Consider the following 26,080-nt stretch of genomic DNA (forward strand, 5'->3'; position numbering starts at 1 on the left):
CCCCCCCCCCCCCCCCCGCCCCCCCCCCCCCCCCCCCCCCCCCCCCCCCCCCCCCCGCCCCGCCCCCCCGGCCCCCCCCCCCCCCCCCCCCCCCCCCCCCGCGGGCGGTGGGCGTCAGACCGCCGGGACCACCTGGAAGGAGGTGAACCGGACGTCCACGGCCGCGGTGGTGCTGCCGGGCCGGTGGGCGGCCAGCCCGACACCACCGGCGGCCTGCAGCCCGGCCGTGGTGTCGGTCCGCGTGATCGACGCGGTCGCGGGCTCGGCCGTGCCGGCCGCCCACACCGACGCCGCCACCTGCGTGGTGCCCGTGCCGGTCACCCGCACCCGCACCTCGAGCGCCGTCCCCGGCGTCCAGGTCAGGCCCGGGACGACGGCCTCCCCGCCGGGGAAGGCCTCCGTGCCGCCGGACAGCCGCGACAGCGCCAGGTACACCTGGCCGGTGGGCGTGATGCGCAGCCGGGCCCGGTACTCGTTGCCGGTGCCGACCCGGCGACCGGTGACGTACACGTACGTGCCGGCGCCGGTGGGCGTGGCGCTGAGGGTGAACGACGTGCGCACGTCCGTGGCGGTGGAGGGCACCCCGGCCAGGAACGCCCCCGTGTTGTTGCCGGCGCCCGGCAGCGACAGGGTCGCCGTGCCCGGTGCGACCGAGAGCCGCGTGGCCCCGGCCGACGCCTGCCACGGACCGCCGGCGTCCGCGGTGCCCAGGCCACCGGTCACCGAGCGCTGGAAGGCGTCGGCGGCCAGGACGCCCGAGGAGACCACCACCGTCCGGGTCGTCGTCGCCGTCGCCCCGTCGTCGTCGGTGACGGTCAGGGTGACCGGGTAGCTGCCGTCGGCGGCGTACGCGCGGGTGGCGGACGGGCCGGACGCTGTGCTCCCGTCCCCGAACGTCCACGCGTGGGACACGACGCTGCCGTCCGCGTCCGTCGACGTGCCCGCGTCGACGGTCACCGTGCGACCGACGCTGGTCGCGGTGAACGCGGCCACCGGCGGCTGGTTCGGCGCCGGACCGCGCGTGCCGGCCAGGTGGTGGTTCGCGACCTGGGCGGCGGTCAGGGCCACCGGGTAGACGGCGGCCTCGTCGATCCGGCCGGTGAACGTGGCGGCCCCGCCCCAGCTGGCGTCGGCGGCGATCCGCCAGAAGCCGGTGTAGACGTGCCCACCGCGCCAGTCGCTGCGCGCGGCCACCTGCTGGCCGTCCAGGTAGAGCGCCGTGCCGTTCGGCCCCACCGTCGCGACCACGTGGTGCCAGCGGCCGTCGTTGTACGCGCCCGGGCTGGTGACGATGCGGGCGGTCGCGGCGATGTAGACGCCGAAGTTCACCCGGCCCGAGGCGTCGAGGTAGATCATCCGGTCGGTCGAGGGGCTGACCCCGGTGGACGCGTTGCCGAAGCCCAAGATGCGGCCGCCGGCGGAGGAGGTGGTCTGGAACCAGGCCTCCTCGGTGAACGTCTGCGGTGCCAGGACCGGCGTGGTCGTGCCGACGAACGCCGACGCCGTCCCGTTGAACGAGTAGGCGCGGTCCGCGTCGCCGGCCAGGGCGCCGGTCTGACCCCGCGTGACGCCGGAGTTCAGCGGTGCGTCGTAGGCACCGGCGCGGTCGTGCACGGTCGAGCCGCTGGTCTCGCCCAGCGTCCAGTGGCTGCCGGCGCCGTCGGCGCTCACCAGCGCCGCGTACGACCGGGCCGGGCCGCTGCTGCCAGCCGGGACCGTCACCGTCGTCCAGGAGGACGCCAGGCGGTTGCCGTTGCCGTCGGTCGCGGTGACCAGGTAGCGGTGCGACCCCGCGGCGGCCGTGGTGTCGTCGCACGCCGCGGTCGGCAGGCGGAAGAACTCCGAGGGCCGCACGACCTGGCAGACCGGCGAGACGGTGTCGCTGTCGCGGTACACGCGGTAGGTCAGGAACTCGTCGTCCCGGTCGCTGACCGTGGTCCACGACAGGCGCACCGCCCCGGGCAGCGCGGTCGCGGCCGGGCTGAACGGCGCGGTCGCCCGCGGGGCGACCTTGTTCGGCGCCAGCGACCGGACGGCGAAGCGCACCAGCCCCTGCTGGCTGCTGCCGTTCACGCCCGGGAACTCGCCGCCGTAGACGACGTAGTCGGCGGTGCCGGTGACGGTCCAGCCGGCCTGCTGCTGGCCGGTGTAGCGGCCGCCGTAGAAGGTCGGGGACCACGCCAGCCGCGCCGGCGCGGGCGTGCCCACCAGGGCGGTGCTGAAGCCGCGCAGGTCGCTGACCTGCTGGTTGAGCGACTGGGCGGCCAGGGTGAAGGCGTTGGCGAAGAGGTGGGTCGGCTCCGACGTCCGCTGCGGGAAGCTGCCCACGTTGGCGCAGTCGTGGGCGTGGGAGGCGGTGTAGACCACGCCCCGGCTCGCGAAGGCGGAGTACGTGTCGCCGCGGCAGTCGGCGAACCACAGCGGCGTGCCGCCGTCGGCCGTGGCGGCGAAGCTGCCCTCGAGGTTGCCGGGGCCGCCGTACTCGTACCCGGTCCCGTAGACGTTCTGGCCGTCGGTCGACAGGCTCCAGATGGCGGAGTTCACGCCCTGGTTGGTGATCTTCTGGTTGGCGGCGAACGGCCGGGTGGCGCCGGTGGCGCCGTCCAGCGCGCCCACCCCGGTGGCCTTGACCCCGTTGAGGCTGTCGAACCGCCCGGCGACGACGACCTGGCCGCCGGACCCGGCGAGCACCAGCGCGAGGACCTCGTTGGAGGTCTGGCTGTTGACCTCCGGCCGCCCGGGCAGCCAGTTGCCCGCGGTCGAGCCCACCCCGGGGACGGGCGCCCAGCCGAGCAGCGCGCCGGTGACGGCCGAGACGGCGGCGAGCCGGGTGCGCGAGACGGAGCCGACGGCGGTGACCGAGCCGCCGAGGTAGACGGTCGTGCTCGACGCCGCGATCGCCCGCACCTGGCCCTGCACCGCCGGCGCGAAGGAGGGCACCAGCTGGCCGGTGGCGGTGTCGTAGGCGGCGATGCGGTTGCGCACCTGTCCGTTGGCCCGCGTGAAGTCGCCGCCGACGTAGATGCGCGAGCCGTCCGGGGAGGCGGTGACGACCAGCGCCTGCGCGTTCAGGTCCGGCGCGAACGACGTGACCAGGTTGCCGGTGCGGATGTCGTAGGCCAGCAGGTTGTTGCGCACGGTCTCGTTCGACCCCGCCGGCGAGCCGGCCGGTCGCGCCGAGGTGAAGGAGCCCGCGACGTAGACGGTGTTGCCGACGACGACCTGCGACCACGCGACCCCGTTGATCTGCACGGTCGGCAGCGGGTCGGCGCTGACGGTGGCCGGCCCCGCGGCGGCGGCCAGGTCGGCGGCCTGGTCGGCCTGCGCCGCAGGCGGTGCGGTGAGCTGTGCACCCATCGCGACGAGAAGCAGCCCGAGCAGGGCCACCACGGCCCGCCCGGGCACGCGGAGCACGCGTGCCGACATCGATGTTCCCCCGTGACTCGATCCCGGCGGTCGGGGAAGTCGACCGCCGGAACCAATACTGAGAGTGAGCATCAGGGGCCGTCCAGGGGTGAGGTGATCACCTCATCCGGTGGGTGACCTGTCGTTCTGCATCCAACGGGTGACCGGTTCTCATCACTCGGAGTGAGGACGCCGAGGGTGGTGGAGCCGGAACGCAACGGTCCCCGGGTCGGCTGCGCGAGGCAGCCGGCCCGGGGACCGTGCGGGGTGTCGCGTCAGGCGACGGGTGTCACCGCCAGCGCGGTGAACCGCACCGCCAGCGGCGTCGTGGCGCTCCCGGAGAGGTAGGCCGACAGGCCGATCCCGCCGGGCGCCTGCAGCGCCGCGTCACCGTCGGTCCGCGTCACCGTCGGCGCGGTCGGCTCGGCCGATCCGGCCGGCCACACGGTCGCGGCCAGCGAGGTCGTGCCGGTGCCGGAGACCTCGACCCGCACCGAGAGCGGCGTGCCCGGGGTGTGGGTCAGGCCGGGGACGACGACCTCCGCGCCGATCAGCGCCTCGCCGGCCGAGCCGGCCAGCTTGGTGAAGGCCACCCGCACCGTGCCGTCGGCGAGGAACCGCAGCCGCGCCCGGTACTCGAGGTTGGTCCCCACCCGGCGGCCGGTGACGTGCACCGAGGTGCCGCCGCCGGTCGGCGCCGCGGACAGCGAGACCGTGGTCAGCACGTCGGTCCTGGTCTCGGCGACCTGCCCGAGGTACGAGCCGGTCAGGTTGCCCGGGGCGTCCAGCCGCAGGGTGGCGGTGCCCGGCTCCACCGACTGGCGGCTGCCGCCGTTGGACGCCGTCCAGGCCCCGCCGGTGTCGGCGGTGCCGAGCCCGCCGGTGACCGTCCGGCCGAAGGCATCGGCGGCGAGGACCACCGGCGTGTTCGTCGCGGCGCTGACGGTGACCAGCTCCTCGCGCACCGAGGAGGTGCCGGCGGAGTCGGTCACGGTGAGCCGGACCGGGTAGGTGCCGGCCGCCGCGTAGGTGTGCTCCGCGGTCGCCCCGTTCGCGGTGCTGCCGTCCCCGAAGTCCCACGCGTAGGAGGCGAGGGCTCCCTCGGCGTCGGTGGAGGCGGCGGCGTCGACGGTCACCGTGTAGGCCGACTCCCCGTGGACGAACGCGGCGGTCGGCGCGGAGTTCGCCGGCGCCCCGGCGCCCGGGGTGATCGCCCGGAACCCGTAGACCCGCACGACGGTGGCGGCGGTGGTGCCGCCGGGCCGGCTGGCGGTGAGGCCGACGGCGCCGGCCACCTGCAGCGCGGCGTTGCCGTCGGTCCGCGTGATCGACGGGGTCGCGGGCTCGGCCGTGCCGGCCGCCCACACCGACGCCTGGACCGTCGTGGTGCCGGTGCCCGACGTCTGCACGCGGACGTTCAGCACGGTGCCCGCGGTCCAGGTCAGGCCGGGGACGATCGTCTCCCCGCCCGGGTAGCCGTCGGTGGTGCCGGCCAGGCGCGACAGCGCCAGCCCGACCGAGCCGTCCGCGGCGACGCGGACCCGCACGCGGTACTCGCCCACCCCGTCGACCCGGCGCCCGGTCACGTACACGTAGGTGCCGTTGCCGGTCGGGGCCGCCGAGAGCGCGAACGAGGTGCGCACGTCGGTCGTGGTGGCCGACACGCCGCCGAGGTAGGCGGTGTCGCTCTGGCCGGCGCCGTCGAGCCGGAGCTCGGCCGCGCCCGGCGTCACCGACTGCCGGGTGGCACCGGCCGAGGAGGTCCAGGCACCGCCGGTGTCGGCGGTCCCGAGGCCCCCGGTGGTCGTCCGGCCGAAGGTGTCGACGGCGTGCACGACGGTGCCGGCGACCGCGACGGTCCGGGTCGTCGTGCTGGTCGCGCCCTCGTCGTCGGTGACCGTCAGCCGGACGGTGTAGCTGCCGTCCGCGTCGTAGGTGTGGCTGGCCGTGGCCCCGGTGCCGGTGGTGCCGTCACCGAAGTCCCAGGCGTACGCCGCGACCGAGCCGTCGGGGTCGGTCGACGCCGAGCCGTCCAGCCGCACCGTGCGGTCGGCGACCGCCGAGGAGAAGCCCGCGGCCGGCGCCTTGTTGGCCACCACCGAGACCGGGATGCTGATCGAGCCGGTCGCACCCTTGTCGTCGGTCACGGTCAGGACGGCGGTGTAGGTGCCCGTCGCCCCGTAGGTGTGGGACGCCGTGGCCCCGGTGCCGGTGGCGCCGTCGCCGAAGGACCACGCGTAGCTCGCGACCGTGCCGTCGCCGTCGGTCGACGCGCTCGCGTCGAACGCCACGGTCAGGTCGGTCACCGCCTGCGTGAAGCGGGCCCTGGGCGCCGCGTTCGCCGGCTTGCCGACGACGCCGAGGGTGTGGTGGGCCCTGACCTGCGCGGCCGAGAGCGCGGTGCCGTAGACGGCGACCTCGTCGATCCGGCCGGTGAAGGTGTCCGAACCGCCCATCGCGTCGTCGCTGCCGACCCGGAGGTACCCGGTGAACGGCTGCCCGGCCGTGACGCCGGTCCGCGAGCCGACCAGCTCCCCGTCGACGTAGAGCGCCATGCCGTTCGCGCCGACGCTGGCGGCGACGTGGTGCCACGTGCCGTCGTTGAACGACGCCGTGCTGGTCACCGTCGTCTGCATGGTGAAGAACAGGACGCGGGTGCTGATGCCGAAGTTCACCCGGCCGCGGTTGTCCAGGTAGACCTGCCGGTCGGAGCTGGTGCTGGTACCGCTGCTGCGGTTGCCGTAGCCCATGATCCGGCCGCCCTTGGTGGACGTGGTCTGGAACCACGCCTCCTCGGTGAACACGGTCGGGGCGGCCGCGGCGGTCTGCGTGGACAGCGTCGCCGTCGCGGTGCCGTTGAACGAGAAGGCGGTGTTCGCATCGCCGGTCAGGGCGCCGGAGACGCCCTTGGTGACGCCGCCGCCGACGGTCAGCGGGGCGCTGCCGACACTGGCGGCCGCGGTCGAACCGGAGGTCTCGCCCAGCCGCCAGTGGCTCGTGGCGCCGTCGGCCCGGACCTGCTCGCCGTAGGTCTGCGCGCTGCCCGCCGTCGCCGCACCGACGACGTCGACGCTGACCTCGGCCGAGGACACCGTGTTGCCGAACGCGTCGGACGCGGTGACCACGTAGCGGTGCGTGCTGCCGGCGACACCGGTGTCGGTGAAGCTCATCGTCGGCGTGCGGTACCAGGTGGAGGCCTGCAGCGCGCCGTGCACCGGGGCGGCCTCGCCGTCGCGGTGGACCCGGTAGGTCAGGTTCTCGTTGTCGGCGTCGCTGGTGGCCCTCCAGGTCAGCGTGACCTTGCCCGGCTCCGGGCTCGCCGCGACCGGGGTGAGCCCGCCCGAGGCCTCCGGCCCGACGGCGTTCGGGGCGAGGTCGGCCACGGCGTACCGGACCAGGCCCTGCTGGCCGACGCCGTTGACCCGCGGGAACTCGCCGCCGTAGACGACGTAGTCGCCGTTGCCCGACACGGTCCAGCCGGCCTGGCCCTGCCCGGTGTAGGTGCCGGGGGTCATGGTCGGGAACCACGGCAGCAGCGAGCCGGACGGCGAGCCGACGAAGTTCGAGTTCCTCAGGGTGTGCGACCGCAGGGTGCCGGTCGGCGCCAGCGTGTACGCCGTGCCGAACTTGTGCACCCGCGGGTTCTGCTCGACGAAGCCGCCGATCGCCTCGCAGTCGTGCGTGTGGCTGGCCACGTAGACCACGCCGTCGGTGACGTAGCTGGCGTACGAGTCGCCGCGGCAGTCGTTGACCTCGACGATCGCGCCGCCGTCGGCCCGCGCGACGAACGAGCCCTCGAGGTTGCCCGGGCCGTAGTAGTCGTAGGCGGTGCCGATCACCAGGTCGCCGGAGGTCGTGAGGCTGTAGACCGCCGAGTTGATGCCCTGGTTGGTGATCTTCTGGTTGATCGCGAACGGCCGGGTCGCGCCGGTCACCGGGTCGAGCGCGGCGACACCGGTGGCCTTGGTGCCGTTCATCGAGTCGAAGCGGCCGGCGGCGACGACCTGGCTGCCGCCACCGGTGACGACCAGGGCCATGACCTGGTCGCTGGTGGCGCGGTTCCCGTCGGTGTTGCCGGCGGCCGAGCCGACGCCGGGCACCGGGGCCCACGGCAGCAGCGCACCGTCGGCCGCGGTGACGGCGGCCAGCCGGCTGCGGCTCACCCCGCCGACGGCGGTGATGCTGCCGCCGAGGTAGACCGTGTCGTCCGTGGCCGCGATGGCGCGCACCTGGCTGTTGACGTTGGGCGCCCAGCCCGCCACCAGCGCGCCGGTGGCGGTGTCGAAGGCGGCGACGCGGCGGCGCACCTGGCCGTCGACCTCGGTGAAGTCACCGGCGACGTAGACCCGGGAGCCGTCGGGCGAGGCCGCGACGGCGAGCACCTGGCCGTTGAGCTCGTGCGCGAAGGAGGTGAGGAGCTCGCCGGTGCGGATGTCGTAGGCGAGCAGGTTGGCGCGGGGCGTCTCGTTCGTCCCGGCCGGCGCACCGGCCGGTCGGGCGGAGCTGAACGCGCCGCCGACGTAGACGGTGTCGCCGACGACGGCCTGCGCCCAGGCGACGCCGTCGATCTGGACGGTCGGCAGCGCGTCGGCCGTGACGGTGGCCGGCGTGGCCGCCGAGGCGGTGAGCGGTGCCGAGTCGGCCGAGGCGGTGCCGGGCACCAGGGCCATCGCCCCGGCCACGGCCAGCAGCGCCACGGCTCCTGAGACGGCGCGCGCGGACGCGCGCCTGGGCTGTGCGGACATGCCGGTTCCCCCGAGTTCCCCCGTGTCGTCCCCCACCACCGGGTCGGCGAGCTGCCGATCCGGTGCGTACAGAGCGTGACGATGACACGGGAGATCACGGGCCGGCATCACACGGACCGGTGACGAGCTGCGGAAACAACCCGGCCGAGGGAGTCCGGGGTGACGGTCCGTGACGGGCAGGCGCCGGCCGGCGACGGGTCGGACCCGTCGCCGGCCGGGCGTCAGACCACCGCGGTGACGGTGAGCGGGCCGAACCGGACGGCGGTGTTCGCGGTGGTGCCGCTCGGCCGGTGCACGGCCAGCCCGATGCCGCCGTTCGCCTGCAGGCCCGCCGTGGTGTCGGTGCGGGTCAGCTGCCAGGCGGCCGGCTCGGTGCCCGTCGTCCAGACGGTGGCGCGCACGGTGGTGGTGCCGGTGCCGGTCACCTGGACGTGCACGTTGAGCGTCTGGCCGGCGGTGTAGGTGAGGCCCGCGACGACGACCTCGCCCTGGGGGAAGGCCTCCGTCGTCCCGGTCAGCCGGGACAGCGCCAGCCCGACCCGGCCGTCGGCCAGCAGCCGGACGCGGACCCGGTACTCCCCCACCCCGGTGACCCGGCGGCCGGAGACGTACACGTAGGTGCCGTTGCCGGTCGGCGCGGTGGTGGTGCTGACCGTGGTCCGGATGTCGGCGCTGGTCTGCGCCACGCCGCCGAGGTAGGAGCCGGTGTTCTGGCCCGCCGCGGTCAGCTGCATCTCGGCCACGCCCGCCGTCACCGACTGCCGGGTGGGTCCGGCCGCCGACGTCCACGCGCCGCCGACGGTCGCGGTGCCGAGCCCGCCGGTGACCGTCCGGTCGAACGAGTCGCCGGCGATCGCCGGCGGGCCCTGCGGCGCGGTCACCCTCACCGAGCGGGTCGTCGTCCCGGTCAGGCCGGCGTTGTCGGTCACCGTGAGGGTGATCGTGTAGGTGCCGGCCGCCGCGTAGGTGTGCGTGGCGGCGGCGCCGGTGCCGGCCGGGGTGCCGTCGCCCCAGTTCCACGAGTACGACGCGATCGTGCCGTCGGCGTCGGTGGAGGCCGAGCCGTTCACCGCGACGCCGAGCCCGGTCACCGTCGGCTGGCCGAACGCGGCCGTCGGTGCCTGGTTGCCCGCCGGGGCGGCGACGGTGACCGACCGGGTGGTCGTGCCGGTCCCGCCCTGGCCGTCGGTGACGGTCAGGGTGATCGTGTAGGTGCCGGCCGCCGCGTAGGTGTGCGTGGCGGCGGCGCCGGTGCCGGCCGGGGTGCCGTCGCCCCAGTTCCACGAGTACGACGCGATCGTGCCGTCGGCGTCGGTGGAGGCCGAGCCGTTCACCGCGACGCCGAGCCCGGTCACCGTCGGCTGGCCGAAGGCGGCCGTCGGGTCGGCGTTGGTCGGGGTCCCGGCGCCGACGGCGGTCACGGCGAAGCCGGTGACGCGCACGTCGGTGGCCGCGGTGGTGCCGCTGGGCCGGTGCGCCGAGACGCCCACGCCGCCGGCCGCCTGCAGGGCGGCCGTGGTGTCGGTGCGGGTCAGCTGCGGCGTCGCCGGCTCGGTGCCGGTGGTCCACACCGTGGCGCGGACCGTCGTGGGGCCCGTGCCCGAGGTCTGCACGCGGGCGTTGACGGTCTGGCCCGCCGCCACCGTGAGCCCGGGGACGATGACCTCGCCCTGGGGGAAGGCCTCGGTGCCGCCGGAGACCCGGGACAGCGCCAGCCCGACCCGGCCGTCGGCCAGCAGCCGCACGCGCACGCGGTACTCGCTGGTGCCCACGCGGCGACCGGTCAGGTACACGTAGGTGCCGTTGCCGGTGGGCGCCGCCGACAGGTTGAACGCCGCCCGCAGGTCGGAGCTGGTCTGCGAGACGTTCAGGTAGGAGCCGGTGTTGTTGCCCGCGGCCGGCAGCGCCAGGGTGGCGACCCCCGGGGTCACCGACTGGCGCGTGCCGCCGGCGGACGCCTGCCACACGCCACCCACGTCGGCGGTGCCGAGGCCGTTGGTGGCCGTCCGGTCGAACGTGTCGCGGGCGATGTGGGCGACGCCGGCCGCGACGGTGACCGAGCGGGTCGTCGTCGCCGTCCCGCCCTGGTCGTCCGTGACGGTGAGGGTCACGGTGTACGTGCCGGCGGCGGCGTAGGCGTGGGTCGCCGTGACGCCGGTGCCGTCGGTGCTGCCGTCGCCCCAGTCCCACGAGTACGACGCGACGGTGCCGTCGGAGTCGGTGGACCCGGCGCCGTCGACCGACACCTGCAGGCCGCTGGTGGCGCTGGTGAACGAGGCCGTGGGCGGCAGGTTCGCCGGCGACACCGTCACGAGCTGGGACGCCGAGCCGGTCGCACCCTTCTCGTCGGTGACGATCAGGGCCACGGCGTAGGTGCCCGGCTCCGCGTACGCGTGGGTGGCCGAGGCCCCGGTGCCGGTGGTGCCGTCACCGAAGTCCCACGCGTAGCTCGCGATGGTGCCGTCGGGGTCGGACGCCGACGCGGTGAAGCTCACGCCGCCGCCGTTCTGCTGCGTGGTGAACGTGGCCGTGGGCGAGACGTTCGCCGTGGTGCCCGAGCCCAGCGCGTAGTGCCGCGAGAGCACCTCGGGCTTGGGTGCCGAGATGTAGAGCGCCACCTCGTCGATCCGGCCGTCGAAGTACGCGCCCTGGTCGCCGCCGACCCGCAGGTGCGCGTTCAGCGTCAGACCGGGGGGCGTGTCGTTGCGCGAGGCCACCAGCGCCCCGTCGACGTAGAGGAACATGCCGGCCGGGCTCAGCGTCGCGGCGGTGTAGTGCCACTGGCCGTCGTTGTACGAGCCCGGCGTCGTCACCGTGCGGGCCTGGCCGCCGACCAGGACCGAGAAGGTCAGCCGGCCGTCGGCGCCCATGGTCAGGGTGCGGTCCGTGGTCTGGCTGTCCCCGGTCGGCGAGGTGCCGAACCCGAACAGCTGCCCGGCCGTCGTGGCGGAGGACGAGAACCACAGCTCGGTCGTGGTGGTCTCCGGCGCGCCGAAGGGGAAGGGCACGAACCCGCCCAGCTGCTGGGCGAAGATCTCCAGGTGCAGGCCGGAGTCCGGCGTGCCGGCGAGGTCGAAGGCGGTGTCCGCGTCGCCGGCCAGCGCCCCCGGGACGCCGGCGGTCACGCCGGGGCCGCCGGCGAGCCGGCTGCCGCCGTCGGCCGTGACGGCCGCGGTGCTGCCCGCGGCGTCGCCCATCGACCACACGACGTACGCGCCGTCCTCGCGGATCGTGTCGACGTACGCGCGGCCCGCCGCCGGCGGGGTCTCGCTGATCGTCGCCCACGCCGTCCAGGCGCGGTTGCCGAACGGGTCGGTCGCCTCGACGCGGTACTGGGTGCCCGGCGCGGTGTCGGTGAACGACATCTCCGGCAGGTTCCACCAGGTCGACTTCCGGGTGGTGGTGTGGATCGGCGTCGTGCCGGTCGCGTTGCGGAAGACGCTGTAGGTCAGCGTCTCGTTGTCCGGGTCCCACGTCGCGGGCCAGGTGATGCGGGCCTGCCCGGCCGCCGGGGAGTCGACGTGGGCGGCGAAGTCGGCGCTGAAGGCCGGGCCCACGTCGTGCGGCGCCGCGGCGTTGCCGGGCAGCGGGTAGCGGACCAGGCCCTGCTGGTCGACGCCGTTGACCCGCACGAACTCGCCGGCGTAGGCGAGGTACTGCCCGTTGCCGGTGATGCTCCAGCCGGCCTGCAGCTGCCCGGTGACCTGGCCGGCGTTCATCGTCGGGAACCAGTCGAGCGCGGCGGGTGCGGGCTTGCCGTAGAAGGCGTCGCTGCGCAGGGTGAACGGGCCGACGGTGCCGGCCGGGGCCACCGTCACGGCGGTGGCGAACTTGTTCACCCGGGGGTTCTGCTCCGGGAAGCCGCCGATGTTGCTGCAGTCGTGCGCGTGCCCGGCGAAGTAGACGACGCCGCCCGTGGCGTAGGCGCCGTAGTGGTCGCCGTGGCAGTCGTTGATCGCCAGCACGGTGCCGCTGTCGGCGGTGGCGGTGAAGGAGCCCTCGAGGTTGCCCGGGCCGGAGAAGTCGTAGCCCGTGCCGACGACGATCTGGCCGTCGGTGAACAGGCTGTACACCGCCGAGTTGATGCCCTGGTTGGTGATCAGCTGGTTGACCGCGAACGGCCGCGTGGCGCCGGTGACGGCGTCCAGCGCGCCGACCCCGGTGGCCTTGACGCCGTTGAGGGAGTCGAACCGGCCGGAGGCGACGACCTGCGCGCCGCCGCGGGTGACGACCAGCGAGAGCACCTCGTTGCTGGTGGCGGTGTTGCCGTCGCGGTTGCCGGCGGTCGGCCCGACGCCGGGCTGCGGCGCCCACGGCAGGAGGGCGCCGTCGGTGGCGCTCACCGCGGCCAGCCGGTTGCGGCTCACGCCGCCGACGGCGGTGATGCTGCCGCCGAGGTACACGGTGGAGCCGGCGGTGGCGATCGCCCGCACCTGGCTGTTGACCGCCGGCGCCCAGTCGGCGACGAGGTCGCCGGTGGCGGTCTCGAAGGCGGCGACGCGCTGCCGGGTCTGCCCGTCGACGGTGGTGAAGTCGCCGCCGACGTAGATGCGCGAGCCGTCGGGCGACGCCGTGACCGCGAGCACCTGGCCGTTGAGCACCGGCGCGAACGAGGTCAGCTGGCCGGTGGTGATGTCGTAGGCGAGCAGGTGGGTGCGGGCGACCTCGTTCGTGCCGGCCGCCGCGCCCGGCGGCCGGGCGCTGGTGAAGAGCCCGCCGACGTACACGGTGTTGCCCACGACCGCCTGGCTCCACCCGACGCCGTTGATCTGCGCGGTGGGCAGGCCGTCGGCCGACGCGGTGACCGGGTTGGTCGGCGACGGCGGGCTGGGCTGCGAGTCGGCCGCCGCCGGAGGTGCCAGGAGGGCCAGGACCCCGCTGACCAAGAGCATGATCACCGCTCCGGCCACGGTCCGCTGCGGCACGGCCGCCGACGATCGCCACATGACTAGGTTTCCCCCGCTTCGAACTGGGTACAGCACCGCGTTCGAACACGCGGCGGCGAATGCTAAGCGTCACTGTTGATCACGAGCCAGGGAAGCCCGGGCACACGATCGGGTGGTCAGCGGCTCGTCGGCCGCGCCGGCTCCGTCCCGATGTCACCCGCGGTGACTGTCGGCGACCGGGTGGGCGACCCTCCCCCGGGGGACGACGACGGCCCCGGGCCCGCCGGAAGCGGGGGCACGGGGCCGTCGGTCAGCGCCCGGCGGTCACCGCACGGCGGTCGCCCGGAAGCCGGTGACCCGCACCGTCGTGGCCGCGGTGGTGCCGCTGGGCCGGTGCGCCAGGAGCGCCAGCCCGCCGGTGCCCTGCAACGCCGCCGTGGTGTCGGACCAGGTCGCCTGGGCCGCGGCCGGCTCCGCGCCGCTGGCCGCCCAGACCCGGGTCGCCAGCGTCGTCGTCCCCGTGCCCGCCCCGGTCTGCACGACGCGGACGTTCAGCGTCTGGCCGGCCGTGTGGGTCACCCCGGGCAGCAGGCTCTCCCCGAACGGGAAGGTCTCCGCGCCGGCGACCAGCCGGGACAGCCCCACGTAGACCTGACCGGTGGGCGTGATGCGCACCCGCACGCGGTACTCGTTGCCGGTGCTCACCCGCTTCGGCGTGACGTAGAGGTAGGTGCCGGCTCCCGTCGGGGTCATGTCGAGCGTGAACGACGTCAGCAGGTCCACGTCGCCGAACCCGCTGCCGACCCACGAACCGGTGTTGTTGCCGGCCGCGGGCAGCGTCAGGTTGGCACCGCCCGGGGTGACGTTCTGGCGCGTCCCGCCCTGCCAGACGGTCCAGGCTCCGCCGACGTCGGCGGTGCCGAGCCCGTTGCTCGCCGTCCGGTCGAACCTGTCCTCGACCAGCACCGCCGGGCCGGGGGTGTCCGAGACGGTGATCGTCTTGGTGACGTCGTCCTCGAGGCCCTCGGCGTCGGTCACGGTGAGCGTGACGGGGTAGGTGCCGGGGGCGGAGAAGGTGTGGGTCGTCGTCGGGCCCTGGGTGGAGGTCCCGTCGGCGCCGAAGGTCCACTCCCAGCCGGTCACGCCGCCGTCGTCGGTGCTGCCCGACGCGTCGAACGACACCGACAGGCCGTTCGCCGTGGAGGTGAACGCCGCCACCGGCGGCTGGTTCTCCGCCGGCGCCGTGACGGTGACCTGCCGCGACGTCGAGGCGGTGGCGCCGTCGTCGTCCCGCACGGTCAGCGTGACGGTGTACGTGCCGGGAGCGGTGTAGGCGTGCGTCGCCTGCGCCCCGGTGCCGGTGGAGTTGTCCCCCCAGTTCCACTGGTACGCCGTGATCTGCCCGTCGGTGTCGGTGGACGCCGCGGCGTTCACCGACAGCGTCAGGTCCGAGACCTGCTGGGTGAACGACGCCGTCGGCGGGTTGTTCACCGTGCCGCCGCCGGTGCCGAGCGCGTGGTGGTTGGCCACCTGCGTCGCCGTGAGCACCGTCGGGTAGACGGCGACCTCGTCGATGCGGCCGTTGAACCACTGCGAGCCCGACCAGGTGGCGTCGCCGCCGACCCGCCAGTAGCCGTAGTAGTTCGGCCCGCCGATCACCTGGTTGTCGCCGGCCCGCAGGACGCCGTCGACGTAGAGGCGCATGCCCTCGGGGCCCATGGTGGCGACGACGTGGTGGTACGCGCCGTTGTTGAACCCGCTGCCGCTCTGGATCGTCCGGCGGTTGTTCAGCCAGTTCACGCCGAAGACCACCCGGCCCGAGCCGTCCATGTAGACGTGCCGGTCGTAGGTGGAGCTCGTCCCGGTGCGGGAGTTGCCGAACCCGATGATCTTGCCGCCGGCCGTCGAGGTGGTCCGGACCCACGCCTCGAGGGTGAACACGTTGGGCGCCTGGACCAGCGTCGCCGTGGCCCCGAAGCCGCTGGACGTGCCGTTGAAGTTCGACGCGGTGTTCGCATCGCCCTCGATCCCGCCGCCCACGCCCCGGGTCACCCCCGAGCCGAGGGCGAGGTCGCTGCCGCCGAGGCCGGAGAACCCGGTCGCGCCGGACGCCTCGCCGAGCGACCACAGGTCGGTGGCGCCGTCGGCCCGGACGGCCGCGACGTACGGCCGCGCGGGCGTGCTGCCGGCGGGGACGTTCGCCGACACCCAGGAGGTGCGGGTGGTGTTGCCGAACGGGTCGGTCGCGGTGACCCGGTACTGGTGCGTGCCCGAGACGCTGCCGTCGGTGCAGCCCGCCGGCTCGAGGTTCCACCAGCGCGAGGCGCGGGTGGTGGTGCAGACCAGGCCGGCGCTGTTCTCGGTGTCGCGGTAGACGCGGTAGGTCAGGTGCTCGTTGTCGTAGTCCCAGGTCTCGCGCCACGCGATGCGCGCGGTGCCGGGCGCCGGGGAGCTGACCGAGGCGGCGAAGCCGCTGCCGAGCGGGCCGACCCGGTTCGGCGCGACGTTCGGCATGGCGAACCGGACGAGGCCGGCCTGCGCGGTGCCGTTGACGCGCGGGAACTCGCCGCCGTAGGAGACGTAGGTGCCGTTGCCGGTCACGCTCCACGAGCCCTGCGACTGGCCGGTCACCGAGCCGATGCTGATGTCGGGGTTCCACGCCACCTGGGTGCCGGCGGGCTTGCCGACCCAGTTCACGTTGGTGCCCCAGCGCACGACGGTGGTGGGGGTGGTCGTGTAGGCGGTGCCCCGCTTCTCCACGCGCGGGTTCTGCTCGATCTGCCCACCGGTGCTGTCGCAGTTGTGCGTGTGGCTGGCGACGTAGAGCAGCCCGTTCATGGGGAACGAGGAGTACGAGTCACCGCGGCAGTCGTTGATGAGGATCAATGCGCCGCCGTCGGCCCGCGCGGCCCAGTTGCCCTCGACGTTGCCGGGGCCCATGTAGTCGTAACCGGTGCCGTAGACGGTGCCGCCGTCGGCCGAGACCGACAGGCTGTAGATCGCCGAGTTCACGCCCTGGTTGGTGATCAGCTGGTTGATCGCGAACGGCCGGTTGGCGCCGGACGTCGGGTCGAGCGCGGCGACCCCGGTGGCCTTGACCCCGTTCATCGAGTCGAACCGGCCGGAGACCACGACCTGGTTCCCACCGCCGGTGACGACCAGCGCCATCGGCACGTTGCTGGTGGCGGTGTTGCCGTCGCGGTTGCCCGTGGTGGGGCCGACGCCGGGCTGCGGCGCCCAGGGCTGGAGCGCTCCGCTGGCCGCGCTGACCGCCGCCAGCCGGTTGCGGCTGACGCCGCCGACGGCCGAGAGGCTGCCCCCGATGTACACCGTGCTGCTCGTCGCCGCGAGGGCCCGGACCTGGCCGTTGACGCTCGGCGCGAAGCCGGCGACCAGCTGGCCGGTGGCGGTGTCGTACGCGGCCACCCGGTTGCGGGTCTGGCCGTTCGCCTGGGTGAAGTCACCGCCGACGTAGATGCGCGAACCGTCCGGCGAGGCGGTGACCACCAGCGCCTGGGCGTTGAGGCTGGGCGCGAACGAGGTGATCAGGTTGCCGGTGGTGATGTCGTAGGCGAGCAGGTTGTTGCGCACCGTCTCGTTCGAGCCCGCCGGGGAGCCGGCGGGACGCGCCCGCGTGAACCGGCCGGCCACGTAGACGGTGTTGCCGACGACGACCTGCGACCAGACCACCCCGTTGATCTGGACCGTCGGCAACGGGTCGGCCGAGACCGACGTCGGGTTGGCCGGGGACGGCGCCGGCGGCGCCGAGTCGGCCCGCGCGGCGCTCGGGGCGACCAGCGCGAGGACGCCGGTGACGAGCAGGACGCTCACCCACCCCGCCAGGAAACGTCTCGGAGTGGTCGGTCCTGCAGTCATCTGTCTTCTCGTCCCCGTGGTAGCCGTCGACGGCCTGGTGCGGCCGGCGCCGAATACTAGGTGTGACGACTGCCCGCACGACAGGGGGCTGCATGTCACTCGATGTAGTGGCCGACCCCGGCCGCAGGGACTTGTAAACCCCCTTTAACCCGGAGTGCGCCCCGCCCGACGGTCGGTCCGACCGTGACGCATCGTCACCGGCAGCCGAGGCGCTGCGTCACCCAGGGTGAGCGACGCGCCTCGGCACCGGCGGCCGTCAGGAGACGGGGCCGCTGAAGAGCAGCAGCGGGGCGCCGGCCTGGTAGCCCACCTCCACGGTGACCAGGTCGCGCTGGTCCGCGGGCACCGTGAAGACGTAGGTGCCCTCGGCCGCGTCGCCCGGCTCGACCATGTCGATGCCGAACGGCCGCTGCGACGGGTCGTCGAGCGGGGACGCGGGCGTGCGGTCGGCGCCGTAGTACATGTTGATCGCGGCGCCGGCGAGCGTGATCGCCTCGGCGGTGCCGTTCTCGACCCGCACGGTCACCCGCAGCGCGGGGCCCGCGACGTTGCCCGGGCCGTTCGCCGTGCCCTCGATCGCCTCGATGCCGGTGAGCGTGGCGACGACGCCGTTGCCCACGGCGGCCGGGGCGTCCAGGGGCACCTCGGGCAGCCCGGGCGGCAGCTGGTCCACGTTCTCGGTCGGGCCGGTCGGCGTGGGGGTCGGCGGGTTCGGGATGACGCCGGTGTCCCGCGTCGGCTCGGTGCTGCTCGCGGTGGCACCGCCCTCGGCCGACTCCGACGTCCCGTTGTCGTCGTTCAGCACCACCAGCAGCGCCACCAGGGCGGCCACCACGACCACCGCGACGGCGGCCAGGACCAGGGTGCGCCGGCGGCGCTCCCCACCCTCCGGCGCCGGTCGCCGGGTCGACGGTTCGGTCGTGGTCACAGCGTCCTTCCCCCCGGCGGTCGCCCCGTGGGCGCCGCCGTCCGTGCTCGAGCTCATCGCGGCAGTCGGCCGATCTCGCGGAACCACTTGCCGCAGGCCAGCACCAGGTAGCCGGCCGTCGCGACGAAGAGTGCCGTGTAGACGGAGAAGAAGACGAGCGGCGCGCCCAGCAGCAGGAAGACCCAGCAGAGCAGGCCGTAGTCGGTGGGCACGACGAGCAGCGAGCGCAGGACGCTCGGGCGCTGGCCGGTGCGGGTCGCGCGGGTGACCGCGCCGTGCCGCTCGCGGAGGGCCTCGTTGAGCATCGTGCCGAAGAAGAGCACGGCGCCGACGACGGCGAAGCCCATCGGCACCAGCAGCCAGGCCCCGCGACCGACGACCTCGGAGCGGTACAGGCTGATCAGCACGGCCAGGTGCAGGCTCGAGGTCTTGGCCGCGTCGACCATGTGGTCCAGCCACTCCCCGGCCGGGGAGCCGCCGCCGCGCAGCCGCGCCAGCTGGCCGTCGGCTGCGTCGAACGCGTACCCGACGACCAGGCAGGCGGTCACCGCCGCGGCCACGGGCCAGGACGGGTCGAGCACCGCGACGAGGGTGATCGCCGTGGCGGTGAAGCACGCGCTGATCGCGGTGACCACGTTGGGCGTCAGCCGGACGTGGAAGGCGAGGGCGGCGAGCACGCGGCCGAGCTTGCGGTTGACGAACCGCGAGTAGGCCGGAGCGCCCTGGGCCCCCTTCTGCGCGGCGGCCAGCCGGCGGATCGTCGCGGCCAGCGACTCCCCCGCCGGCGCTGCCAGGGTGGCGGCCGGGGTCGTGGTGCTCATCGCTGGGTTCCTCCGCTCGCCGCCCCGGGAATCGGCTGGATCTCGGGCGCGTTGTCCAGGGGATGGGCCGGCGCGGGCACGAGCAGCTCCGACAGCGGGACCACGTCGGCCCCGGCCGCCCGCACCCTCCGCCCGGTCGGCCGGCGGGCGGGGACGTCGCGCGCGGCGAGCCGGCGGGCGAGGTCCTCGTACCCGGCGGCGACGTCGTCCCAGTCGTAGCCGGCGGCGAGCGCGCGGGCGCGGGTGCCGGCCTGCCGGACCGCGCCCGGCTCGGCCTCCGCCGCCTGCAGGCAGGCGGCGAGCCCGGCCGCGTCGGCGAAGTAGCGGCCGGCGTCGGCGGCCACCTCCCGGTTGAAGTCGACGTCGAAGGCGATGACCGCGGCGCCGGCGCCGATCGCGCGCAGCAGCGACGGGTTCGTGCCCCCGACCGAGTGCCCGTGCAGGTAGGTGTAGGCGTTGCCGTACAGCTGGTCCAGCTGCACCTGGTCCCAGACGCCGCCGAGGAAGCGCACCCGGTCGTCGGCCAGGGCGTGCACCCTGCCCGTGTACTCGTCGGAGTACGGCGCCGAGCCGACCACGACCAGCGGCTTGCGGGCCGCGCTGCGCACGTAGCCGTCGACGATGACGTCGACGTGGTTCTCCGGCTCGAAGCGGGCGACGACGAGGTGGTAGCCGCCGGGCGCCAGGCCCAGTTCGGCGAGCCGGTCGCTCCCCGGCGCGATGAGCGGAGCGCCGTAGGTGAGCAGGGTCGTCGGGGCGGCGAACTCGTGCTCGTAGTAGTCGGCGATCCCGACCGCGTCGGCGATGAGCGCGTCGGACCAGCGGACCGCAAGCCCCTCGGCGGCCCGGTAGTAGCGCTGCCCGGCCGGCCCCCACTTGGCGCGCTTCCACTCCAGGCCGTCGACGTGGGTGGCGACGGGGATGCGCGCGAGGCGCAGCAGCGGCAGCAGCGGCGAGTTGGCGGCGTTGAATACGAAGGCGACGTCGGTGCGGTGACGGACGAGGTGGGCCACCGACAGCGCCGTGTGGGTCAGCGTCTCCAGCGACCGCTTGCGGGCTGCGGGGAGGTGGACCAGGCGCATCCCGAGGTGCTCGGGGAGGCGCTCGCCCTGCCCGGGCACCGTGCGGCAGTAGACGACGACCTCGTGCCCGCGCTCGGTCAGCCGGCGGCCGACCTCCTCCACGGCGGTCTCGAAGCCGCCGTAGCGGGCGGGGACACCTCGTGTCCCGACCATCGCGATCCGCATGGTGTCCTCGTCCATCCCGTCTGCAGCAAGGTCGCGCCCGGTGGCCGGAACCGCCGGACGCCGTCCCAGACTCCCCGATCACCTGCGATCTCGACCCCGGACGACGGGAGGGCGTCACCCCCACGGGTGACGCCCTCCACGATCCGGCGGCCGCTCGGGCCGGGTTCAGTACGCGCCGGAGCGGGACAGGACCGCGCGGCCGGTCTTCCAGAGGATGAGCAGGTCCAGGGCGAGCGACCAGTTCTCGACGTAGCGGAGGTCGAGGCGGACCGACTCCTCCCAGGACAGGTCGCTGCGCCCGGAGATCTGCCACAGGCCGGTGAGGCCGGGCTTCACGAGCAGCCGGCGGCTGACCTGGGAGTCGTAGTTCGCGACCTCGGCGGGCAGCGGCGGCCGCGGGCCGACCAGCGACATGGAGCCGCCGAGGATGTTGAACAGCTGGGGCAGCTCGTCGAGCGACAGCCGGCGCAGCCAGCGGCCCACCGGGGTGACCCGCGGATCGGCGCGCATCTTGAACAGCAGGCCGTCGGAGATGTTGTCGCCGCGCAGCTCCTCGAGCCGCCGGTCGGCGTCGGCGACCATGCTGCGGAACTTGAGCATGGTGAACGACTGCCCGTTGACGCCGATCCGCTCCTGGCGGTACAGCACCGGACCGGCGCTGGTCAGCCGCACGGCGAGCGCGATGCCGATCATCACGGGGGCCAGCAGCAGCAGCGCGAGCGCGGCGGCGGACCGGTCCACGCCGCCCTTGACGACCCGGCGCCACCCCTCGAAGCAGGGCTGCTCCACCGAGAGCAGCGGCAGACCCTCGAACGGGCGGATGTGCAGCCGGGGCCCGGCGACCTCGATCAGGCCGGGGGCCACCAGCAGCTCGATGCCGGTGCCCTCCAGCTGCCACGACAGCTGCCGGAGGTACTGGGCGGCGGTCTCGCTGGCCGACGTCACGGCGATGGTGTCGGCGCCGAAGCGGCCGGCGAAGGCGACGACGTCGTCGAGGCCCCCGACGGGGACGCCCGCGCCCTCGGCGACCGTGACCCGGTCGGCCGGCGTGACGCAGGCGGCGACGACCTCCAGACCGGCGTAGTGCTCGCGCTCGAGCCGGGCGACCATCTCGAGGACCGCCCCGCCGCGCCCGACGACGACGACCTTCTTCGTGCAGCGGCCCAGGCTGCGCAGGTGGCGCAGGTACCCCCGGGCGGCGTAGCGCCCGAGGGCGGTGACCACGACCAGCGTCGGCATCGCGATGACCACGAAGGCACGGCTGAGCTCGAGCACCATGGCGTAGGAGACGAACCCGGTGATCGCCAGCAGGAGGAAGCCGGCCCGCCCGACCCGGCGGTACTCGTCGCTGCCAGTGCCGAAGACCCGCTCGGAGTGCGCGCCGCTGACGGCCAGCAGCGCCGGCCAGGCGACCACGAGGGCCACGGCCGACCAGAAGAGGGTGCTGCTGACGTCGATCCCGCCCGGGCGGGTCAGCACGACGGCGGCACCGGCGACCGCGGCGGCGAGCGCCTCGAACACGACCAGCGCCGCCGAGTAGGCGCGGACCCAGCCCGGTGCGGCACGGCGGCCGAGCCGCCGGGACCTGGGCGGGGCGGCCGCCGCCCCCGGCCGGCCGAGCAGAGCCAGCTCCGCCGGACCGCGTTGGCTGTGCTGGAGCAACATGACTTCCCCCGTTGTCGTGACACTCTGTAGCCGACGCCACAGCCGGTGCTCCGACCACGCGCACCCCAGCCAGCTGGAATGCGGGGCCTCCGGCTCGATGAGAGGAAAACACTCACAGAGCGTCACAAGAGCGTCAATACGACCACCCGGTGCTTCACCCGTTCGGGAAGCCGTTCACCCCTCTGCGCAGCCGGGCACCGCGCAGCGTCATCAGCGCGGGTGGACCTCGTTCTGCGCGGCCTCGAGACCGCGGGCGAGCAGCAGCTCGGCGGCGTCGGCGGCCTCGGAGACCAGGAACGGCAGTTCCTTGCGCTCGGTGGCGGAGAAGTCCTTGAGGACGAAGTCGGCGGGGTCCTGCCGGCCCGGCGGGCGGCCGATGCCGACCCGCACCCGGAGGTAGTCCTTGGTGCCGGTGGAGCGGGTGATCGACCGCAGCCCGTTGTGCCCGCCCTCGCCGCCGCCGCGCTTGAGCCGGACGCTGGCGAAGGGGATGTCGAGCTCGTCGTGCAGCACGACGAGGTCGGCGGGGTCGAGGTGGTGGTAGTCGAGCAGACCGCGGACGGGCCCGCCGGACTCGTTCATGTACGTCGTCGGCCGGGCGAGGACGACGCGCCGGCCGGCCAGCCGCCCCTCCCCGGAGAGCGCACGTGCCCGCGCCCCCTTGCCGGGCGAGAGCCGGATGCCGGCGCGGGAGGCCAGCTCCTCGAGCACCATGACGCCGACGTTGTGCCGGTTGCCGGCGTAGCCCGGCCCGGGGTTGCCGAGCCCGACGACCAGGAAGGGGCCTTCGGGCACGACGACGGGGGCGCCGGCGGTGCCGGCGCCCCCGCGGGTCGTGTTCTCGCTCAGCGGGACCCTCAGCTGTTCTCGGTGGACTCCACCGACTCGCCGCTGCCCTGGTCCTGCGGCTCGGGGACGACGTCGCCCTCGCCGGCACCCTCGGCGGCCTCGGCCGACTCCTCGCGCTCGATGCCGGCCTCGGCCTCGGCCTCGGCGAGCTCGGCCTCGAGGGCCTCCGCGGACTGCGCGGCCGACACGTTGACGACGAGCGCCTCGGCGTCGGTGAGCAGCGTCGCGCCGCCCGGCAGCGCCAGCTCGCCGGCGGTGACGCCGTGGCCGGCCTCGCGGCCGGTGACGTCGACCTCGATCGTCTCGGGGATGCTGGTCGCGGCGACCTGCACCGAGACGGTGTTGAGCTCGATGTTGACGATCGTCTCGGCGGCGGCGTCCCCGACCACGGTCACCGGCACGTCGACGGTGACCTTCTCGCCGCGGCGGACGATCAGGAGGTCGGCGTGCTCGTGCTGGCGGGTCAGCGGGTCGCGCTGCACGGACTTGGTCAGCGCCAGCTGCTCCTTGCCGTCCAGGACGACGGTGAGCAGGGCGTTGCTGCCGCCGTTGCGCAGCGCCGCGGCGAACTCGCGGGCCGGCAGCGACAGGTGGACGACGTCCTGGCCGTGCCCGTAGAGGACGGCCGGGATGCGGCCCGCGCGACGGGTCCGGCGGGCGCTGCCCTTGCCGAACTCGGTGCGGACCTCGGCGTCGAGGCGGAAGTCAGCCACGGTGGTGTGCTCCTTGGTATCGGGTCTGCGGTCCGGCGCACGGCGCGCAGCACACCCGCGGAGGGCACACGCACGTCGATCACGGAGCACGCGCTCCCTCGCCGGGCTGTGCTCGAGGGTACCCCAGCCCGCGGAACCGCCGTCCGCCCACCTCGTGGGGCGCATCGCCCGCCGTCCCCCCGCCTCGCCCGTGCTGCAGGACGGGTGGAGCGGGGGAAGAGCGGGCTCCGCGGGCCGCGCCCGCTACGAGGCGCCGCCGAAGAGCGACGTCACGGAGCCGTCCTCGAAGACCTCCTTGATCGCCCGCGCCAGCAGCGGGGCGATGGACAGGACGGTCAGCTTGTCGAACTGGCGGGCCGGCTCGATCGGCAGGGTGTTGGTGACGATGACCTCGCTGACCCGGCTGTTCTTCAGCCGGTCCACGGCCGCGCCGGAGAGCACCCCGTGCGTGGCGGTGACGATGACGTCGGCGGCGCCGGCCTCGAACAGCGTCTCGGCCGCCTTCACGATCGTGCCGCCGGTGTCGATCATGTCGTCGACCAGGATGCAGACCCGGCCCTCGACCTCGCCGACCACGCGGTTGGCGACCACCTCGTTGGGGCGCATGGGGTCGCGGGTCTTGTGGATGAAGGCCAGCGGGACGCCGCCGAGCTTGTCGCTCCACCGCTCGGAGACGCGGACCCGGCCGGAGTCCGGGGAGACCACCGTGAGGTCGCGGTCGCCCCACCGCTCGCAGACGTGGCCGACCAGCAGGTCGAGGGCGAAGAGGTGGTCGACCGGCCCGTCGAAGAAGCCCTGGATCTGCGCGGTGTGCAGGTCGACGGCCATCAGCCGGTCGGCGCCGGCGGTCTTGAACATGTCGGCCACCAGGCGGGCCGAGATCGGCTCGCGGCCGCGGTGCTTCTTGTCCTGGCGGGCGTAGGGGAAGAACGGGGCGACGACGGTGATCCGCTTGGCCGAGGCGCGCTTGAGCGCGTCGACCATGATCAGCTGCTCCATGAGCCAGGTGTTGATCGGCGCGGTGTGGCTCTGCACGACGAAGGCGTCGCAGCCGCGTACCGACTCCTCGAAGCGCACGAACAGCTCGCCGTTGGCGAACTCGTAGGCGGCGGTCGGCGTGGGGGTGACGCCGAGGTGACCGGCGATCTCGGCCGTGAGCTCGGGGTAGGCCCGGCCGGAGAAGAGCATCAGGCTCTTGCTGGTGGTCTGCCGGATGACGCTCATCGGCTCGTCTGCCCCTAGCTCTCAGTCCGTGGTGGTGCCTCCGGGCGTGCCGGCGTCGGACTCCGCGGCCCGCGCCTCGGCCGCCTCCGCGGCCTCCGCGGCGGGTGTCCCGGCTCGGCGGCGGCGCACCCAGCCTCCCACATTCCGCTGCTGCGCCCGCGCGACGGCCATGGCGCCGGGTGGGACGTCGGACACGATGACCGAGCCCGCGGCGGTGTAGGCGCCGTCCCCGACGGTCACCGGGGCGACCAGCATGGTGTCGGACCCGATCCGCACGTGGTCGCCGACCGTGGTGTGGTGCTTGGCCACGCCGTCGTAGTTCACGAAGATCGTCGCGGCGCCGATGTTGGCGCCCGTGCCGATGGTCGCGTCCCCCACGTACGACAGGTGCGGCACCTTCGAGTCCTCGCCCACGGCGGCGTTCTTGGTCTCGACGAAGGCGCCCACCTTCGCCCCGCGGGCCAGCCGGGTGCCCGGGCGCAGGTAGCTGAAGGGACCCACGCTGGCCGCGGGGCCGATCTGCGCGCCGGAGCAGTGCGAGCGCACCACCTCGGCCCCCTCGCCCACCTCGCAGTCGGTCAGCGTGGTGTCCGGGCCCACGACGGCGCCGGCGGCCACCGACGTGCGCCCGAGCAGCTGGGTGCCCGGCTGCAGGACGGCGTCGGGGTCGACGGTGACCGTCACGTCCACCCACGTGGTCGCCGGGTCGACGACGGTCACGCCCGAGACCATGAGCTCGTCGAGCACGCGGTCGTTGAGCGTCCGCCGACGCGCGGCGAGCTCGCGCCGGTCGTTGCAGCCGAGCACGTCGGCCGGGTCCTCGGCGACGTGCCCGCCGACCCGCGCCCCGTCGCGCACCAGCAGGGCCAGGACGTCGGTCAGGTAGATCTCGCCCTGGTCGTTGTCGCCCTTGACCTCGCGCAGCGCGTCGCGGACGGCGGCGATGTCGCCCACGTAGACGCCGGCGTTGACCTCGGCGATCGCGCGCTGGCCCGGGTCGGCGTCGCGCTCCTCGACGATGGCGCGCACCGCCCCGTCGCGGTTGCGGACGATCCGCCCCAGCCCCGTCGGGTCGTCGACCACGGCGGTGAGGACGGTCAGCGCGTTGCGGTCCTCCTGGTGGGTCGCCACCAGGTCGACGACGGTGGCCGGCCGCAGCAGGGGCGCGTCGCCGTTGACGATGAGCACCGCGCCCTCGATCCCGGCGAGCGCGTCGAGCCCGATCGCCGCGGCGTGGCCGGAACCCCGCTGCTCCTCCTGCACGGCCGGCACGGCGTCCGGGGCGATCCCGGCCAGGTGCTCCTCGACGGCCTCCCGGCCGGCCCCGACGACGACCACGGTGCGCGCCGCCCCCAGCGGCTCGGTCGCCGCGAGCACGTGGCCGAGCAGCGACCGGCCGCCGAGGGTGTGCAGCACCTTGGGCAGCCGCGAGCGCATGCGGGTGCCCTGGCCGGCGGCGAGGACGACGACGGCGGCGACCGTCGGGGCGGGCTGCGGGCTCACGGGACTCCTCATGCCTGTCGGACGGTGCTCTCGGCTGGGGGACTCGGACTCGAACCGAGACTTCCCGGCTCCAAAGGCCGGCGGGCTGCCGATTACCCCATCCCCCACCGGGCGACGGCTCGCACCGGGCGCCCGGGAGCAGCCTAGGCCGTCGGCGATCTGCGGCGCGGACGGTTGGGGAGGCGGGATCGCGGGCATTCCTACGGCCACGTAGGTTA

Annotated in this window: 12 protein-coding genes and 1 tRNA gene; all 13 read right to left on the reverse strand. The window is 74.6% G+C overall.

Annotated elements, in window-relative coordinates:
• Window positions 1-114 precede the first annotated feature (114 nt).
• Complete coding sequence (locus ACI8AF_RS20005; RefSeq protein ID WP_456541501.1) at window positions 115-3,426, reverse strand: LamG-like jellyroll fold domain-containing protein; 3,312 nt, start codon at window positions 3,424-3,426, stop codon at window positions 115-117.
• A gap of 254 nt (window positions 3,427-3,680) precedes the next feature.
• Window positions 3,681-8,102 (reverse strand): PKD domain-containing protein, encoded by a 4,422-nt coding sequence (locus ACI8AF_RS20010; RefSeq protein ID WP_456541502.1) that lies wholly within the window; start codon window positions 8,100-8,102, stop codon window positions 3,681-3,683.
• Between the two features lie 269 nt (window positions 8,103-8,371).
• Window positions 8,372-13,075: a PKD domain-containing protein gene (locus tag ACI8AF_RS20015; RefSeq protein WP_456541503.1), complete on the reverse strand. Its 4,704-nt coding sequence runs from the start codon at window positions 13,073-13,075 to the stop codon at window positions 8,372-8,374.
• A gap of 285 nt (window positions 13,076-13,360) precedes the next feature.
• Window positions 13,361-16,867: a PKD domain-containing protein gene (locus tag ACI8AF_RS20020; protein WP_456541504.1), complete on the reverse strand. Its 3,507-nt coding sequence runs from the start codon at window positions 16,865-16,867 to the stop codon at window positions 13,361-13,363.
• A gap of 301 nt (window positions 16,868-17,168) precedes the next feature.
• Window positions 17,169-17,840, reverse strand: a complete 672-nt coding sequence (locus ACI8AF_RS20025; protein ID WP_456541505.1) for a hypothetical protein — start codon at window positions 17,838-17,840, stop codon at window positions 17,169-17,171.
• A gap of 53 nt (window positions 17,841-17,893) precedes the next feature.
• Window positions 17,894-18,661: a CDP-alcohol phosphatidyltransferase family protein gene (locus ACI8AF_RS20030; RefSeq protein ID WP_456541506.1), complete on the reverse strand. Its 768-nt coding sequence runs from the start codon at window positions 18,659-18,661 to the stop codon at window positions 17,894-17,896.
• Entirely contained in the window at window positions 18,658-19,923 is a 1,266-nt protein-coding gene (locus ACI8AF_RS20035) for a DUF1972 domain-containing protein (protein WP_456541507.1), read from the reverse strand. The genes ACI8AF_RS20030 and ACI8AF_RS20035 overlap by 4 nt, the downstream gene beginning before the upstream one ends.
• A gap of 150 nt (window positions 19,924-20,073) precedes the next feature.
• Window positions 20,074-21,573, reverse strand: coding sequence for a sugar transferase (locus ACI8AF_RS20040; protein WP_456541508.1), 1,500 nt, complete (start codon window positions 21,571-21,573; stop codon window positions 20,074-20,076).
• Between the two features lie 210 nt (window positions 21,574-21,783).
• Window positions 21,784-22,368 (reverse strand): aminoacyl-tRNA hydrolase, encoded by a 585-nt coding sequence (pth, locus tag ACI8AF_RS20045; protein WP_456541509.1) that lies wholly within the window; start codon window positions 22,366-22,368, stop codon window positions 21,784-21,786.
• A gap of 62 nt (window positions 22,369-22,430) precedes the next feature.
• Window positions 22,431-23,135 carry a 50S ribosomal protein L25/general stress protein Ctc gene (locus ACI8AF_RS20050; RefSeq protein WP_456541510.1) on the reverse strand — a complete coding sequence of 235 codons (705 nt, stop codon included), beginning with the start codon at window positions 23,133-23,135 and terminating at the stop codon, window positions 22,431-22,433.
• A gap of 243 nt (window positions 23,136-23,378) precedes the next feature.
• Window positions 23,379-24,359, reverse strand: a complete 981-nt coding sequence (locus ACI8AF_RS20055) for a ribose-phosphate diphosphokinase (protein ID WP_456541511.1) — start codon at window positions 24,357-24,359, stop codon at window positions 23,379-23,381.
• 21 nt (window positions 24,360-24,380) lie between these two features.
• A complete protein-coding gene (gene glmU / locus ACI8AF_RS20060; RefSeq protein WP_456541512.1) occupies window positions 24,381-25,862 on the reverse strand; it encodes a bifunctional UDP-N-acetylglucosamine diphosphorylase/glucosamine-1-phosphate N-acetyltransferase GlmU in 1,482 nt (493 codons plus the stop codon).
• A gap of 34 nt (window positions 25,863-25,896) precedes the next feature.
• A tRNA-Gln gene (locus ACI8AF_RS20065) sits at window positions 25,897-25,969 on the reverse strand.
• Between the last annotated feature and the right edge of the window lie 111 nt (window positions 25,970-26,080).

The sequence above is a fragment of the Blastococcus sp. SYSU D00669 genome (genome assembly GCF_054050715.1).

Excerpts from the sequence above, each read along its gene's own strand:
- ACI8AF_RS20005 (WP_456541501.1), bottom strand. The coding sequence starts at position 3,426 with ATGTCGGCACGCGTGCTCCGCGTGCCCGGGCGGGCCGTGGTGGCCCTG.
- ACI8AF_RS20030 (WP_456541506.1), bottom strand. The coding sequence starts at position 18,661 with ATGAGCACCACGACCCCGGCCGCCACCCTGGCAGCGCCGGCGGGGGAG.
- ACI8AF_RS20035 (WP_456541507.1), bottom strand. The coding sequence starts at position 19,923 with ATGGACGAGGACACCATGCGGATCGCGATGGTCGGGACACGAGGTGTC.
- ACI8AF_RS20040 (WP_456541508.1), bottom strand. The coding sequence starts at position 21,573 with ATGTTGCTCCAGCACAGCCAACGCGGTCCGGCGGAGCTGGCTCTGCTC.
- ACI8AF_RS20055 (WP_456541511.1), bottom strand. The coding sequence starts at position 24,359 with ATGAGCGTCATCCGGCAGACCACCAGCAAGAGCCTGATGCTCTTCTCC.